Source organism: Natrinema pallidum DSM 3751 (assembly GCF_000337615.1).
GTDB lineage: Archaea > Halobacteriota > Halobacteria > Halobacteriales > Natrialbaceae > Natrinema > Natrinema pallidum.
The window spans coordinates 46,860-61,996 of sequence record NZ_AOII01000037.1; the positions used below are offsets into that span (position 1 = coordinate 46,860).

Below are 15,137 nucleotides of genomic sequence, written 5' to 3' on the forward strand. Positions count from 1 at the left end.
CTTATATCCCTGCAGTCGAACGTCGGTCGTATGTCGCTGGTCTTGCCGAGCGAACTCGTCGTCGATCGGTTCCTACCGACCGTCCGGGCAATGCTGGCCGTACGCCTCGCGGATCTCGGGCTAACCCAACGGGAGATCGCCACCGAACTCGGCGTCACCCAGGCCGCGGTCAGCAAGTACGTCGGCAGCGACAGCGGCGGCGACGCTCGCTTTCGCGACGATCCAGAGACCGTCGCTACCGTCGACCGCATCGCGAACGGACTGGCGGCCGGCGAGATGGATGGCTACGACGCCCTCGCCGAACTCCTCTCGCTCGTCCGCACCCTCGAGGATCGGGGTCCGATCTGCGAACTCCACGAGGAGGAGATGCCCGAACTGCGCGGACTCGGCTGCGACCTGTGCGTTCGCGGCCTCGATTCCGACGTACGCGCCGAACGGGACGTCCTCGCGAACGTACGGACGGCTGCACGAACCCTCGCCTCGACCCCCGGGATGGCCGACTTCATCCCGAACGTCGGCACGAACGTCGGGATGTGTCTCCCCGATCCCCGCGACGAGACCGATGTCGCCGCGGTTCCCGGCCGGATCTACGCCATGGGTGGGCGGATCGAAATCCCCGCGAATCCGGAGTTCGGCGCGTCGAAACACGTCGCAACGGCGGTCCTCGCTTCGAATTCGGTCGGCTCCGACCGCCGTGCCGCGATCAATATCGCCACCGACGACGACCTGCTCGCGGCCGCGCGGACGCTGGACATCGATCCCCTCGAGTTCGACGCCGACTACGAGGACCGCGGCGCGCACCTCCGACGCCGGTTCGCGGATCGGGGGGCGGTACCGGCCGTCGCCTACCACCGTGGGGCGTTCGGTATCGAACCCGCGACGTACGTCTTCGGTGCGACGGCCGTCGACGCCGCCGAACTGGTCGGGGACTTGCTCGAGGAAGCGTCGTCACCGTGACGACGCCGTGTCACCGGTCTCCCGCACTTCACCTGCTCGCGGTTCGATCGAACGCGCGTCAACCCGCTCCCACCGGTTACGACCGCTCGCTCACGCGAGAGTGAACTGAGTCCCGACCCGACCGCGGCGGGTCGCGCCCCGACTCCCGTGTGAGAGCAGGGGTCGCTAGCGATTCCGTCGCTGCCGCTTATACTGGGGTACGGATGTGATCACCCGTTGTTGTCGCGTCGCTACGCGGTGCAGGGGTACGAGAAAACGAACAGTGTCGACCGCGACCGAATTAGACGCCGCTCTCGAAGTCCTCGAGCGAGTAGGACGGCTCGGCACCGCGTCGATCGAGAACCTCGTTGGCGAGCAGCCAGTAGACGACCGAGAGGGCCTTGCGACCCTTGTTGTTCGTCGGGACGACCAGGTCGACGTTACTGACTTGGTTGTTCGAGTCACACATTGCGATGACCGGAATCCCGACCGTGATGGCCTCCTTGACGGCCTGGGCGTCGCCGATCGGGTCGGTGACGACGAGGACGTCCGGTTCGATGTAGCCGTCGTACTTGGGATTGGTCAGCGTGCCCGGGATGAAACGACCGGTGCGGGCGCGAGCGCCGACTGCCTCGGCGAACTTCTCCGCCGGGAACCGACCGTACTGGCGGCTCGAGGTGACCAGGATCTGCTCGGGGTCGTAGTTGGCGAGGAAGTCCGCGGCCGTGCGGATACGGCCGTCGGTCTTCGAGATGTCGAGCACGTAGAGCCCGTCGGTTCGGACGCGGTGGATAAACCGGTCCATGTCCGAGGTCTTCTGCTGGGTCCCGATGTGGACACCAGCACCGAGGTAGTCCTCGACGGGGATGAGGAGGTCCGCCTCCTCGTCGGGCATGACGTCGTCGTCGAGGGTCGGACCGGCGTCCTCCTCGTCGGCGTCGTCGGCTTGTTCGGCGTCGGCCGCGGGTGCTCCCTCGGCGTCGGCGGACTGTTCGTCTACTGGCTCGACGTCGTCGGCGTCGGCGGCGGGGCCAGCCCCTTCGGCTGGCTCCTCGTCGATCGCCTCCTCGGCGGCGTCGAGCTCTTCCTGGGTTGCGTCGTTCTCTGTCATGTCGCGTCGTCTGCGATTCGAATAAGCTCGTTGAGCTTTGCGGTTCGCTCGCCGCCGACGGCACCCGTCTTGATGAAGGGGGCGTCGGTCGCAACGGCGAGGTGTGCGATCGTCGCGTCTTCGGTCTCGCCCGACCGGTGGGAGACGACCGAGTCGTAGCCGTTCTCCGTCGCGAGTTCGATCGCGTCGAAGGCGTCCGACAGCGTCCCGATCTGGTTTGGCTTGATCAGGATGCTGTTGGCCGCGCCGCGATCGATACCCTCGATGAGCCGATCGGTGTTGGTGACGAACAGGTCGTCGCCACAGATCAGCGTCTGGTCACCGACCTCGTCGGTGAGGTCGGCGAAGGCGTCGTAGTCGTCCTCGTCGAGCGGGTCCTCGACGTAGACGAGGTCGTACTCCTCGACCAGATCCGCGATGTAGGCGATCTGTTCCTCGGTGTCGCGGCTCCGGTCGCTGTACTCGTACGTTTCCGAGTCGGAATCGTACAACTCGGCACCGGCGACGTCCAGCCCGAAGCCGATGTTGAAACCGACCTCGTCCTGAACCATCGAGACCGCCTCGGCGACGATTTCGAAGGCCTCGCCGTCGTCGATCGACGGTGCCCACGCGCCCTCGTCGCCCTTGCCACAGGGAACGTCGCGTTCCTCGAGCAGGTCGGCGACGGCGGCGTGGACGGCTGCGTTTGCGAAGACGGCGTCAGCGACGCTGGGTGCGCCGACGGGTGCGGCCAGGAACTCCTGAATGTCGGTCGCGTCGGCGGCGTGTTCGCCGCCGCCGACGACGTTGCCGAGGGGAATCGGGAAGCCGTCGCCGCGGAACGTCCCGCCGAGGTGCTGGAACAGCGGGGCACCAAGCACGTCGGCACCGGCCTTCGCGGCGGCCATCGAGATCGCGACCGCGCTGTTGGCACCGATCTCCGAGAAGTCGTCGGTTCCGTCGGCGGCGTGGAGCGCGGCGTCGACGTCGCGCTGATTGCCGGCGTAGACCTCGCCGACGAGTCGGGGAACGGCGTGTTCCCGAGCCGCGGCGATAGCCTCGCTCGGCGGCCGCTCGACGGCCTCGTACTCGCCGGTGCTGGCACCGCTGGGTGCCGCGGCGCGACCGAAGCCGCCGCTTTCGGTCACGACATCGGCCTCGACCGTCGGATTCCCTCGCGAGTCGAGGATTCGACGGAGCCGGATGTCGGTGATGAGCGTCATTTCCGGTCGTACCCCCGCTTGACGGTAAACGGCAGCACGCCGGCGTCGTACTCCTCGGCGGCGATGAGGATCGGTTGGGTCTGCTCCGTCTCGATCAACACCGGCGCGCCGTAGGATACCTGCAGCGCTCGCGCGCCGAGGATGCGTGCCTTCTCGTAGCGGTTGTGCTGTTGTTGTTGCATTGTTACTGGTACGGGGAGACGACGTCGACCAGGTCCTTGTGACTGACGAGCATGCGCCGACAGCAGTAGCGGTCGACGCCGAGTTCGTCGAGCACCTCCTCGGGGTCCTCGTCGCCTTCGTTCGCTCGCTCGTCGAACTCCTCCCAGTGTTCGGCGACGACGTTACCACAGGTGAAACACCGGACCGGTACCATCATGCGTGGATCACCTCAGCGGTAGGACTTCTGGTAGCGTGCCCGAGCGCCCGGGCCACCCCATTTCTTCGGTTCGGACTGGCGAACGTCGTTGACCAGCAGCGAGCGGTCGAACTCCATGAACGCGTCGCGGAGTTCGGCGTCGTTCGAGTGCTGGACGATCCCGCGTGCGATCGCGGTCCGAACGGCGTCTGCCTGGCCGCTGATGCCGCCACCCTCGACACGGACATCGATGTCCATCTCGCCGCGCAGGTCATCGCCGACGATGCGGAACGGCTCAAGCATCTTGAGCCGGGACATCTCCGGTTCGACCAACTCGACGGGTTGGGAATTGATTCGAACGCGACCCTCGCCTTCGCGCACCGTGGCGCGAGCGACGGCTGTCTTTTTCTTGCCACTCGTATTGGTTACCATGTGACGTTAGCACCTAACTGTTCGGACACTTCGTGTAGGTGGACGAAGCGGATGTTCGACAGGCGATCCAGCGACGTTCCCTCGAGTACGTCCGACTCGTGGTCGTCGTCGCCCTCGTAGGGGTTGCCGACGTAGACGCGGACGTTGTCGAGTGCCTCGCGGCCACGGGGTTTCTTGTACGGCAGCATCCCGCGAACGGAGCGCTTGAAGATCGTGTCCGGTCGCTTGGGGTAGTACGGTCCGCGGTCCGAACCCAGTTCCAGCCGCGTGCGGTACGTCTCGAAGATGTCTTCTTTGTCGCCGGTGATGACTGCGTCCTCTGCGTTGACGATCGCGACGCGGTCGCCGTCCAGCGCGCGCTGGGCGACCTCGCTTGCGACGCGACCGAGGATACAGTCACCGGCATCGACGACGAGATCTGCGTCGAACTCTGCGAGACTCATCGGATCACCCGGACGTTTGCCCCTTCGGGGTTCTCTTCGAGCGCTTGCTCGAGCGGTACCGGTTCGCCGACCTGATCGATCTTCGTCTCCGCGGACGAAGAGAAGTTGACGGCGGCGACGGTAACGTTCTTCTGTAGTGCGCCGGAGCCCAGCACTTTGCCGGGAACGACGACAGTCTCTTCTTCGCGTGCGTATCGCTCGATGCGGCCCAGGTTTACCTCAGCGTGGGTGCGCCGGGGCTTCTCGAGTCGATCCGCAACGTCTCGCCAGACGTCGGCGTCCGCTTCGCGGGACGTCGACTTCAGCTCGGCGATAAGATCGTTGAGCCTCGGATTAGTCTTGCTACTCATTGGTATCCTCCAACTGCTAACTGATCGGCGACGCGAGGAACCGCGCCGTCGACTGTGGAATCGAAATTGTTGTACTGCCGAACGGGCCGTGTCGTGAACCGGTCGGATACTGCCCGACCGCTTCCTGACTGTCGTTCGGTCGTAGAGAAGTGATGCAGGGAGCAGGATTTGAACCTGCGGACTCCTACGAGACAGCGCCCTGAACGCTGCGCCGTTGGCCTGACTTGGCTATCCCTGCTCGCACTTCCGTCTACCCGTCGCCCCTTCAAACCCCTTTCGATTCCGTCGGACGCGCGATCGCCGGTCTCGTCGTTCACGGCGTCGGCGAGCGGCGCGTCCTGCGTGGGTTTGGGGCGTCGGTTCATATCTACAGCTGTACTGCGTCTTCGAGTTCGGTCGCGCGTTCCGCGATCGTGTCCGCGGCCCGCGTGACGAGTTCCTCAATGGGGAACGAGCCGTCGGTTTCGACGTGGAAGACGAAGGCGTTCGGCACGTCCTCGATCCGGACCTCCTTGCCCGGATACCGGTTCGAGAGGTCGTGATCGAACTCGCTCGTGGACACGAGTTCGCCGTCGTCTTCGATGACGCCGCGGATGATCCGACGCTCCTCGTCCTCGAACTCCGGCAGGTCACCCTCAACCTCCACGCGCTGGAGGTGTCGGTAGCCGACCGCGACCCCGCCCTGATGTTTGGCGTGGTCTTTCCCGCGGTCGATGACGGCGTCGGCCTCGGCCTCGAGACGCTGGCCGTCCTTGAGTTCGATGATCGGGACGTTCTCGTCGGCGGGTTGGACGAGATCGTCGCTGGAAACGAGGTCGCCGGAGTACGCGGTGGCCGGCCCTTCGACGTCGATCGAGAGCGTGACGGTCTCGTCCTCGCCGAACTCGCCGACCGGCGGCGTCGTCAGTGGGACGAGGCCGAGTCGCAAGGCGAGTTGCTCGTCGAACATGACCGACGAGTTCTCGACGAACCGGACGGTATCGATCGCCATCGTCGGTACGTCGGCGACCATCGCTCGACGAATACCGTTGGCGAACCCGGGTGTCACGCCGCGAACGAGGAACCGTGCCTCACGATCCTCGCGTTCGACGAACTCGACGTCGTACTCTGTACTCATGATCTAGTAGCCGCCCTTCCCTTTGGGAGCGCGCGATCCGTCGTGTGGGATCGGCGTGACGTCCTCGATGCGCCCGATCTCGATGCCCGAGCGGGCGAGCGCACGAATCGTCGCCTGTGCGCCCGGACCGGGGGACTTCTGAAGGTTGCCACCGGGGCCGCGCACGTGAACGTGCAGGCCCGTGATGCCGGCCGCTTTGACCTCTTCGGCGACGGACTCGGCCATCTGCATGGCCGCGTACGGCGACGCCTCGTCGCGGTTCTGCTTGACCGCCGTCCCACCGGAGGACTTGGCGATCGTCTCCGCGCCCGTGAGGTCGGTCACGGTCATGACGGTGTTGTTGAACGATGCGTGTACGTGGGCAATGCCCCATTTTTCGTCGTCCTGACTCATGTTACTGACCCTCCGCGCGTTCGGGGTGGAGGTCGTCCGCGAGCGGGCTGTTCTCGTCGAAGGCCACCAGGTCCTCCTCGTCGATGTCGACGACGTAGGAGGGAACGAGGTGGCGCTGCCCGTCGACCACGATGTGGCCGTGCGTGATGAACTGCCGAGCCTGCTGGGCCGTGTTTGCCAGCCCGTTGCGGTAGACGACCGTCTGCAGTCGGCGCTCGAGGATGTCTTCGATCTCGAGCGACAGGATGTCGCCGAGTTCGTCGGTTTCGTCGAGGATGCCGACACGTTTGAGCCGACCGAGGAACTCCTCGGAGCGGCGGACGACGGTGTCGTCGTCCTGGGCCTGGCCGAGCAGTTCGCGGGCCTCGCGCCGGTAGGAGCGAAGCTCGGACTGGGCACGCCAGAGCTCTTCCTTGTTGGAGAGCCCGTAGCGGTCGACGAGGGAGTGTTCGGAGGCAATGCGTTCACCCTGGTAGGGGTGGTTCGGCGTCTCGTATTGCTTGGTGTCAGTGCCGAGTGGCATTATTCACCCTCGCCCTCTTCTTCGGCGGCCTCTTCGGCCTGTTCTTCGCGGATCTCTTCGACATTGACTCCGATGGTGCCCTCCGTACGACCGGTGGACTTGGTTCGCTGACCGCGAACCTTCTGGCCGCGCTTGTGGCGCGTGCCCTTGTAGGAGTCGATCATCTTCATCCGGTTGATGTCGTGCTGTCGAGTCAACTGGAGATCGTTGCCGATCTCGTGGGTCGTTTCGCCGCTGTAGAAGTCGTCCTGACGGTTGTTGAGCCAGTCCGGGACTTCGTCGGCGTAGTTCTCGACGACTTCGATGACGCCATCGATGACGTCGTCGTCGAGCCGGCCGAACGTCGCCGTTCGGTCGACACCCGCTTCCTCGGCGATGAGTCGGGCGGTTCGGCGACCGATCCCGTTCATCTCCGAGAGCGAGCGCTCGACGGACTTCGTCCCATCGAGGTCGGTTTGCCCGATGCGGACGAAGTATCGAAGATCTTCGTCGTCTTCTTGTTCTTGAGGTTCTTCGGCGCTCATGTGTCGTGTATCTGTGTCTGGTCTGCCTGCGTTGCAAATGACTGGCGGGAAAACGCCAGCGAAGTGTCCGACGTTGTGGCGGGGATTCGAACCCCGGAGGCTTGACGCCACATGGTTAGCAACCATGCGCCTTGGGCCGCTTGGCTACCACAACACCGTTCGTCTATCATCGCCCTCCCGGACTCGGGGATCGCTCCCCTGCACGTATTGCACCCGAACGTACCCCCGTCTACTACTTAAGGGCAACGAAAGGGCGCGACGGCTCGTGTGCCCCTCTCACCCGCGTCACTCCGCTCGCGTCGACGAACGACTGGACGACGGCTGCGGCCGCGGCGGTGCTACGCGCCGGCGTACTCTTCGATGTACTTCTCGTTGATCTCCCACTGGCCGTCGTCGTTTTGGACCATGTACTCCCCGTAGTAGGGGACTCGATCGGCGACGGTCTCGCGGAACGCCTCGCGGATCTCCGGTTTCGTCATCTCACCCATCGACTTGAGGTCGTCGTTACGGTTGAGACAGCCCTTGAGGTAACCCTCGTGGGTGACCCGAACGCGGTGACAGTTCGCACAGAAGGTGGGGTTCTCGACGGGATCGACGATTTCGACCATTCCGGACGAGTTCGACGAGGCGTCGCTCGCCTCGCCGTCGTCGGCTGCGCTCCCGCCGACCCAGTACCGTTTCCGGTCGTGCATCTCGCGATGTTCGATCTCGGTGGCCCGCTCGGCCAGCCAGTCGTGGACGCGCTGGATGTCGATGTTCCACTCGGGCTTGCCCGTCAGTTCGGGCATGTACTCGATCAACTGCAACTGGAGTCCGTCGTTGTCCGCGACGTGATCGACCATCTCCGGTACGTACCCTGCCGTGTGCTCGAAGACGACCATGTTGAGTTTGACCGGGTCGAGTCCCGCGTCCAGCGCCGCTTCGACGCCCTCGAGCACTTTCTCGTAGGCCCCGCTTTTCGTCACGGCGGCGAAGTCCGCCGGGTCGAGCGCGTCCTGGGAGACGTTGACCCGCTCGAGGCCGGCGTCGACGAGCTCCTCGGCGCGGCCGGGGAGGAACGTCCCGTTCGTGGTCAGCGAGACTTCCATCCGATCCGGGGTGCGCTCGATGATCTCCGCTAAATCCTGCCGGAGCATGGGTTCCCCGCCGGTGAACTTGACCGCGTCGACGCCGAACTCGGCGGCGACCTCGAGAAACCGGACGACGTCGTCGGTCGACATCTCGTCGTCCTGTGGGTCCATCGGTCCGCGAGTGTCCCCCAGCCCCTCGTTGTGACAGTAGACGCAGTCGAAATTACACCGATCGGTGAGGGAGACGCGCACCCCGGTGACCTCCCGTCCGAACTCGTCGGTGAGCATGCGTCCGAGTTGCAGACGGATCCGCTTAAACACGCCGGGAATTCCGACGCCGCGTAACCGATTTCGGTTTGCAGACCCTGTCAACCCGCTATGATGAGTGCCGACGCCGGTCGCCGTGCCGCCAGTGTCGAACGGCGGATCGATCGTGGCATCGGTTCGTGCACTGATCGGCGGAAGAGCTACCACGCTCGCGCTCGAACCGCGGGCCATGGACGAGGACATGCTCGCGGACCAGCGACGGCTGGTCGAACTCGTCGAGGCGGAGGGATGGGACGTGACCGACCTCGAGATCTCGGCCTACGATAGCCCGTGGGCCGACGAGGATGACCCCGAGGCAACGGTGACGATCACCGCGCGGAAACCCTACGAGAACGAGGGCGACGATGAGGACGAGGACAGTCCGTACCGGCTGAAGTGAACGCAAGCCCGACGATCGGTTTCGCTCTTCGAGTTCGTCGGCCGTCTTCTCGCTCTTTCGTGCTTCTTCGCGAAGGGCCTCGAGCGGGTCGATAGGAGTGCGATGGGAAAATAGCGGATCGTTCCCAACTAGCCCTTGATGTTACACACGGGGAACGTCCGCGCGACCCTGTCGCCGATCCCGAGTTCGTCGGAGACGCGGACGACCTCGTCGACGTCCTTGTAGACGCCCGGCGCTTCCTCGGCGATCGTGGCTCCGGACTGGGCCTTGACGTGGATCTCCTGCTGGTCCGCGAGGTCCTGTTGGACGTCGCCGCCCCAGAACTCGTCTTTGGCCTGCGTACGGCTCATCAGCCGGCCGGCACCGTGGGCGGTGGAGCCGAACGTCAGGTCCATCGAATTCTCGCCGCCTCGGAGGACGTAGCTGCCAGCGCCCATGCTGCCGGGGATGATCACCGGTTGGCCGACATCACGGTAGGCCGACGGGACTTCGGGATGGCCGGCGGGGAACGCCCGCGTCGCCCCCTTGCGGTGGACGTAGAGTTCGCGCTCTTCCCCGTCCGCCCCGACCGTGTGGGTCTCCTTCTTCGCGATGTTGTGGGCCACGTCGTACAGCAGTTCCATCTCCATCTCCTCCCACGAGCGATCGAACACGCGCTCGAAGACCTGCCGCGTGCGGTGCATGATCAGCTGCCGGTTGACCCACGCGAAGTTGATCGCCGCGTTCATCGCGCCGTAGTAGTCCTCAGCCAGCTGTGAACCCGCAGGCGCGGCCGCGAGTTCCTTGTCGGGCAACTGGTCCAGCAGTCCCTGGTGCTGCTGTTCGATCTTCCGCAGGTAGTCGTTGCAGGTTTGATGCCCCAGACCGCGGGAGCCACAGTGGATCAACACGACGATCCGGTCTTCCTCGAGCCCGTAGGCCTCGCCTACGTCCGCATCGAAGACATCGGTCACGCGCTGGACCTCGAGGAAGTGGTTGCCCGATCCCAGCGAGCCGATCTGGTTCTTTCCGCGGTCTTTGGCTTTCTGGCTCACTTTCTCGGGCTCTGCGCCCTCGCGCATCCCTTCGTCCTCACAGTGTAGCAGGTCGTCCTCGACGGCGTGGCCGTTCTCGAGCGCCCAGTCGACGCCGCGGGCGAGGATTTCGTCGACGGTGTCGACGCCGGCCTCGACGATGCCGCCGCCGCCGAGCCCCGACGGAACGTTGGCGAACAGCGAGTCGACGAGTTCCTCCTCGTGGCCCCGCACCTCGTCGTAGGTCAGGTTCGTCCGCATCATTCGGACGCCACAATTGATGTCGTAACCGACTGCGCCCGGCGAAATACAGCCGTTTTCGGCGTCGAGTGCGCCGACCCCGCCGACCGGGAAGCCGTAGCCCTGATGTCCGTCGGGCATGCAAATCGCGTAGTTCGTGATTCCCGGCAGGTGAGTCGTATTTTTGATCTGTTCGAGGGTCTTGTCCTCCTTGATCTCCTCGAGCAGCGCTTCGCTCGCCAGTACCCGTGCGGGAACACGCATGTCCCCGTCCTGGGGGATCTCCCAGACGTACTCGCGCACCCGCTCGAGCGTGATGCCGTCGGCGTCGAAGGTGGTCATACATGGAAGTCGGCCCGCAGCGATGAAAGGTGTTCGTCTCTTCAACGCCTTCGACAGTCACTAGCACTGTCGAATCGCGGGCGCACCCCGTTTACGCGGGCTCCAGTACCCCGTCGGCGCGTTCGTCGGTCACGCGGGCCTCGAGCCATCGATCGACGGCGTACGGGCCGCTGCCGGTGATGAGCAACACCGACGCCAGGCCGAAGAGGCCGACGTGGGCGAGGACGGGATCGTCGGGCAGCGCGAAGAGCGTGAGCGCGAACACGCCGATCGCCGTCGCTGCGCTCGCCCGCGTGCCAAACCCGACCAGGAGCGCGAGACCGAGCCCCACCTCGGCCACCCCCGCGCCGAGGACCCACAGCGCGGGACTGGCGGGGACGACCGCGGTCAGATCGTACCGGCCGACGACCGCAAGCGCGATGCCGGGTCGCAGCAGCTTCTGGCCCAGCCCGAGGGAGACGAACGTACAGCCGAGGCCGATACGAACGATCGTCGGCACGAAGGGGCGGTACCCACGAACCCGCTCCTGAAACGTGCGAGCGCGGTCGGATACCGGATCGAGCCGGCCGTAGACGGTCCCCGAGGTGCCGGCGACCCGCTGGAGAACGTGATCCGCGCTCGGTTGCCCGCTTCCGATCAGGACGATGGCGAGCATGCCGCCGACGTACTCGAGTTGCAACAGCAGGATCGGCCGGAGCGTGAGACCGACGAGGTAGGCAGCGAGCGTGACCAGCGCGACGACGCGCGTCGCCAGGCCGAACAGAAGGAGAAAGCCGAGCGCGACCTGGAGAAGCCGCAGTTCGACATGGAGCGCGGGACTGATGAAGTAGCCGCCGAACCCGGCACCGATCAGCGGGATACCGAAGGAGATCCGGAGCAGCCAGGGAACGAACAGGGTGTACTCCCGCATGGCGGCCCGGAACGCGGCGAGATCCCGCTGCAGCGGGCGAACGAAGAGGTAGATCGCGATCGCGACGGTGACGGCGAACGCACCCGCCAAGAGCGGGCCGACGACGAACGGATCGCGCAACGACTCGGCGAGGAACTCGCCGACGGCGATGTCGCGCTCCTCGTCGACGACGTACTCCTCGTGAGCCCGGGCCGTCCCCATTACCACACCCGAAGCCGCGAGGAGAGCCACCACTGCCCCGACGAGTCGCCGTTTTCGAACGCGTCGGCATCCGTCCCCCATCACCGTGCGGTACGGTCCGGGAGAGGAAAATACGACCACCTGATTGATCACACGTGCGCCGACCGCCCGCGGCCACAGCCGGTCAAACGTCGAAGACGACGTACGCCTCCCAGCCCCCGTCGTCACCGTCCGTACCGACGCGCTCGAGGCGCATCTCCGAGTACGTCACCGCCTTCACCTCACGAGCGTCGATTTCGGAGAGCGGAACGCCGCGGGCGCTGGCCGCGAGCTGCCACTCGTCCGCGCCGCCGCTCGCGGCCGACGGCGTCTCGATCGAGTCGACGCGGTGGTCGACCGGGAGTGCCGCCCGAACGTCTCGCAGATAGATCAGTTCGTCGAGGTAGTCGAACAGCAGCGCCTCGCGGTTTTCGGCCGTCACGGCGAGCGAAAAGCGGTCCCCGGCATCGGCGATCTCGTCGCACGAGGCGGCTGCGAGGCCGTTTGCCACCGCTGCGAAGACGTTCGCGAGCGAGTCACCGGTCGCCGCCACGGCGACGTCGGCCGTGTGGTCGCGCAGTTCGTACCCCATTGGGGCCGGTTTGTTCGGCTGGGGTTCTATGCCCGTCGGTTCGAGCGCATTGTCGCCGGACGGTTGTCAGGTCGAATCGATGGCCCCCCGGACGCGTCGGCCGCTCCGACGGTCCGCACGTCGACTGCCGGTGGAATTATATTGACGACGCTGGTAGACTGTCGTAGTGAGCGTCAATATCGACAGTCGCGTCGTCGCGCCGGGGAGCGACGATTTCGTCGACGACGCCTGGCAGCTAAAGGAGGAGATCAACCGTCAGGAGGATGTGCTCAAACAACGGTACGACTTCTTTACGGACGCGTATCGACGGTCGAAGGTCCACTGTTACGTCCAAGACGGTGCGCTCATCGGGTTCGCTGCCGTTCGACGCGACGGCTACATTCTCTTTCTGGCGGTGAGTCCGGACGTCCGCGGCGAAGGGATCGGCAAACGACTCGTCGCCCACGTCGCGGGCGATCACGACACGATCACGTGCCACGCTCGGACGAGTAACGAGAACGCGCTCCAGTTCTACGAACACCTCGGCTTCGAGATCAAGCGCCGGATCGACGACTACTACGAGGACGGCGGCGACGCCTACTACCTGAAACTCGGGGCCGACGTCGGTATCGCTGACCGGATTTCCGATCTGATACGGCGCTGAAACGGGACGCTACTGATTGCCGAGACGGATCGGACGGTCGGAACTACTGTCCGGGATCGTCTCGAAGGGTCCCCGCCACGAACGCCCGCCGAAGGATCGTCAACAGCAGGTACGTCTCGTACTTCTGGCTTCGACAGTGTTCACAGGGAGCCATCCCGTCGGCGATCCGCTCTAACGTGTCGCCGTGGTTCGTCTCGAGGTCCGCGACGAGCGCTGCGATGTCGGGTGCGAGGTCCCGCGCCATCGAGTCGACGGCCGCCCGTGCGTCCTCGGGCAGCGCGGTTGAATAGAAGTGGTGGAGGCAGCGGCGAACGGGACGAATTGCACTTCAGAGGCTAACGAGCAGAAAATAACGGGCGAGAGACAGCGTCACCATGTAAAGCCCAATAACCTGAGAAATTCATGCCGATATCATCGCAGCTAATTGAACCATGTAGTATTTTCCGTTGCTAGTATCAATTCTAGAATTTCAATGAAAATATATGCAAATATTGCTGTTGTTATAATATAAAACATAATATTTGACACACCTATTAATCGATTTACGGTCTCAGATACTTGCACGGCAATTGTTACCCCCACAATATGAGGTAATGTTCTCCTTGACCAAAATTTTCTTCTGTCTGATCCCATAGTGTCTATCTTATTTAGTTTACTGGACGTTTAATGTTTTGAACTGCTTCTAGATCAATATATTTTCATGTCTACTACATATCACATCTGCTATGACCAGTCACATCTGCTGCTATGCCCACGCTTTGTCGCCACCTCAATAAGTCCACTTTTACCTGGTTTCCAAGGACCAATACCGTAGCCTGCCGAAACCATCTTCTCTGATCCAATTTTATAGTTAAGGTCATAATCGTAGTATGCAAGTGAGAGTGAATTGTCGACCAATTGGCTAGCTACTGCTCCAACGACTATCTCAACAGTGTTACTTCCAAAGATAGCTGCAAGCGTTCCAGATCCAGATGCGGCCAACGCTCCTTGGATTGTCTCCTCGTTCATAATTGGTGATCGAAACAACGAGACGGAGACAAGAGCAAGAAACACCCGCGCTCGTGCATGGACGCGGCCTCGGGCTCGAACGTGCCCGAGGCCGCAGTCCTTGACTGCATTGTTGGTTCGTTCGACTCCTGTACGGCGGTTGTACGTCTCGTCTAACGTCGACTGCTTCAGCTGAACATCCTTGCTGTGCTCGGTGACGCGGTCTTCGACCCTGTACTCGATGTCTTTCGGGTCGTCAGTGTTTCGTGCGTTGTACGGAGCGACTGGCACGACCCCTGCAGTCAGCAGGTGGTCGTGCCAGTCAAGCGTGTCGTAGCCATTATCACCGACCATCCAGATCGGCTGTTCAATCTTTTGTCCGGCCGAGACGATCGTACAGCCGTAGCCGTAGTAGTATTCTTCGGCGGTTGGATCGTAGCATTTCGACGCATCCTGATCGGCTGGCATCGTTCTCACGTCAGTCGAATCGATGCAGTAGGTCAAGTCGAGCAAGCCGAGGCGGGCGGCCTGCTCGACGAGGTGGTCAAAGATTTCGTCAACGACGTGTTCGAGATCGGTGAGAAAGCGATCGACCGCGTCTCTCGACGGCGGTCGATCGAAGCCACAACTGAGCCAGGCAACTGTATTCTGAAGCTCTCGTTCAACGGGGCAGATGCCGTAGCTGTCTTTGTAGTAGCAATGGAGGAAGCTACGCATCAGCTCTGGTGGCTCGTGATCTCGTGTTCGCCCCGTCTCCGCCGGGGCGAACACGTCGAACTCTTCGAGAAACTCGAATGAAAGGTGCTCAAGCAACGCTAGCGTCTCTGTCTCCACGACATTGAAGAACGTCTCTACCGAAGAATGCTCTTGCAGGGTCGCTGGGCTCATCCACCACAGCGTTCACCCTGCTCTTTGGTGTGCTACTCGTTCTATGACACCCTCGACAACTGCTAAGCGAGCGCGGCGCGAAGCAACACGGGACACGCACCGCTCTCGGTCGGAACCCCTGTGTCGTCCCCCCACGAG

General features: G+C 63.6%; 18 protein-coding genes, 2 tRNA genes and 2 pseudogenes. 3 read left to right on the forward strand and 19 right to left on the reverse strand.

Annotated features, from left to right (window positions below; translation table 11 throughout):
- Positions 1–30: 30 nt before the first annotated feature.
- Positions 31–957: a thiamine-phosphate synthase family protein gene (locus C487_RS05380; RefSeq protein ID WP_006184677.1), complete on the forward strand. Its 927-nt coding sequence runs from the start codon at positions 31–33 to the stop codon at positions 955–957.
- 280 nt (positions 958–1,237) lie between these two features.
- Here the strand turns inward: C487_RS05380 and rpsB are convergent, their stop codons facing one another.
- From rpsB to moaA, 14 genes are all read right to left on the reverse strand, one after another.
- On the reverse strand, positions 1,238–2,047 hold the full coding sequence (gene rpsB, locus C487_RS05385) for a 30S ribosomal protein S2 (RefSeq protein ID WP_006184678.1): 810 nt from the start codon (positions 2,045–2,047) through the stop codon (positions 1,238–1,240).
- Positions 2,044–3,249, reverse strand: a complete 1,206-nt coding sequence (gene eno, locus C487_RS05390; protein ID WP_006184679.1) for a phosphopyruvate hydratase — start codon at positions 3,247–3,249, stop codon at positions 2,044–2,046. Before eno ends, rpsB begins: the two co-directional genes overlap by 4 nt.
- Complete coding sequence (locus C487_RS05395) at positions 3,246–3,431, reverse strand: DNA-directed RNA polymerase subunit K (RefSeq protein ID WP_006184680.1); 186 nt, start codon at positions 3,429–3,431, stop codon at positions 3,246–3,248. Before C487_RS05395 ends, eno begins: the two co-directional genes overlap by 4 nt.
- Positions 3,432–3,433: 2 nt before the next feature.
- Entirely contained in the window at positions 3,434–3,628 is a 195-nt protein-coding gene (locus C487_RS05400; protein WP_006184681.1) for a DNA-directed RNA polymerase subunit N, read from the reverse strand.
- Positions 3,629–3,640: 12 nt separating this feature from the next.
- Complete coding sequence (locus C487_RS05405; RefSeq protein ID WP_006184682.1) at positions 3,641–4,039, reverse strand: 30S ribosomal protein S9; 399 nt, start codon at positions 4,037–4,039, stop codon at positions 3,641–3,643.
- Entirely contained in the window at positions 4,033–4,482 is a 450-nt protein-coding gene (locus C487_RS05410) for a 50S ribosomal protein L13 (protein WP_006184683.1), read from the reverse strand. The genes C487_RS05405 and C487_RS05410 overlap by 7 nt, the downstream gene beginning before the upstream one ends.
- A complete protein-coding gene (locus C487_RS05415) occupies positions 4,479–4,832 on the reverse strand; it encodes a 50S ribosomal protein L18e (protein WP_006184684.1) in 354 nt (117 codons plus the stop codon). Before C487_RS05415 ends, C487_RS05410 begins: the two co-directional genes overlap by 4 nt.
- A 153-nt stretch (positions 4,833–4,985) precedes the next feature.
- Positions 4,986–5,070: transfer RNA gene (locus tag C487_RS05420), tRNA-Leu, on the reverse strand.
- A gap of 129 nt (positions 5,071–5,199) precedes the next feature.
- On the reverse strand, positions 5,200–5,949 hold the full coding sequence (locus C487_RS05425) for a DNA-directed RNA polymerase subunit D (RefSeq protein WP_006184685.1): 750 nt from the start codon (positions 5,947–5,949) through the stop codon (positions 5,200–5,202).
- A gap of 3 nt (positions 5,950–5,952) precedes the next feature.
- Positions 5,953–6,342 (reverse strand): 30S ribosomal protein S11, encoded by a 390-nt coding sequence (locus tag C487_RS05430; protein WP_006184686.1) that lies wholly within the window; start codon positions 6,340–6,342, stop codon positions 5,953–5,955.
- Position 6,343: 1 nt separating this feature from the next.
- Positions 6,344–6,865, reverse strand: coding sequence for a 30S ribosomal protein S4 (locus C487_RS05435; protein ID WP_006184687.1), 522 nt, complete (start codon positions 6,863–6,865; stop codon positions 6,344–6,346).
- Positions 6,865–7,389 (reverse strand): 30S ribosomal protein S13, encoded by a 525-nt coding sequence (locus tag C487_RS05440; protein WP_006184688.1) that lies wholly within the window; start codon positions 7,387–7,389, stop codon positions 6,865–6,867. Before C487_RS05440 ends, C487_RS05435 begins: the two co-directional genes overlap by 1 nt.
- Before the next feature lie 71 nt (positions 7,390–7,460).
- Positions 7,461–7,543 (reverse strand) — tRNA-Ser (locus tag C487_RS05445).
- Positions 7,544–7,727: 184 nt separating this feature from the next.
- Entirely contained in the window at positions 7,728–8,747 is a 1,020-nt protein-coding gene (gene moaA, locus C487_RS05450; protein WP_006184689.1) for a GTP 3',8-cyclase MoaA, read from the reverse strand.
- Between the two features lie 208 nt (positions 8,748–8,955).
- Here moaA and C487_RS05455 point away from each other — a divergent pair, with 208 nt between their 5' ends.
- On the forward strand, positions 8,956–9,165 hold the full coding sequence (locus tag C487_RS05455) for a hypothetical protein (protein WP_049907956.1): 210 nt from the start codon (positions 8,956–8,958) through the stop codon (positions 9,163–9,165).
- Positions 9,166–9,293: 128 nt separating this feature from the next.
- Here the strand turns inward: C487_RS05455 and C487_RS05460 are convergent, their stop codons facing one another.
- The 3 genes from C487_RS05460 to C487_RS05470 form a co-directional block, all read right to left on the reverse strand.
- The gene (locus tag C487_RS05460; protein WP_006184691.1) at positions 9,294–10,760 is read right to left on the reverse strand and encodes an RtcB family protein; all 1,467 of its coding nucleotides are present in this window, start codon (positions 10,758–10,760) and stop codon (positions 9,294–9,296) included.
- Between the two features lie 91 nt (positions 10,761–10,851).
- The gene (locus tag C487_RS05465) at positions 10,852–11,871 is read right to left on the reverse strand and encodes a DoxX family protein (protein ID WP_006184692.1); all 1,020 of its coding nucleotides are present in this window, start codon (positions 11,869–11,871) and stop codon (positions 10,852–10,854) included.
- 163 nt (positions 11,872–12,034) lie between these two features.
- On the reverse strand, positions 12,035–12,481 hold the full coding sequence (locus C487_RS05470; protein WP_006184693.1) for an archease: 447 nt from the start codon (positions 12,479–12,481) through the stop codon (positions 12,035–12,037).
- Positions 12,482–12,647: 166 nt separating this feature from the next.
- On the opposite strand from C487_RS05470, the gene C487_RS05475 reads away from it, so the two are divergent.
- Complete coding sequence (locus C487_RS05475; protein ID WP_006184694.1) at positions 12,648–13,124, forward strand: GNAT family N-acetyltransferase; 477 nt, start codon at positions 12,648–12,650, stop codon at positions 13,122–13,124.
- 43 nt (positions 13,125–13,167) lie between these two features.
- Here C487_RS05475 and C487_RS05480 read toward each other — a convergent pair.
- Both C487_RS05480 and C487_RS05485 read right to left on the reverse strand, forming a co-directional pair.
- Positions 13,168–13,410: pseudogene (locus tag C487_RS05480) on the reverse strand (ArsR family transcriptional regulator); the annotation flags it as partial.
- Positions 13,411–14,058: 648 nt separating this feature from the next.
- Positions 14,059–14,999, reverse strand: a pseudogene (locus tag C487_RS05485) (transposase).
- Positions 15,000–15,137: the final 138 nt, after the last annotated feature.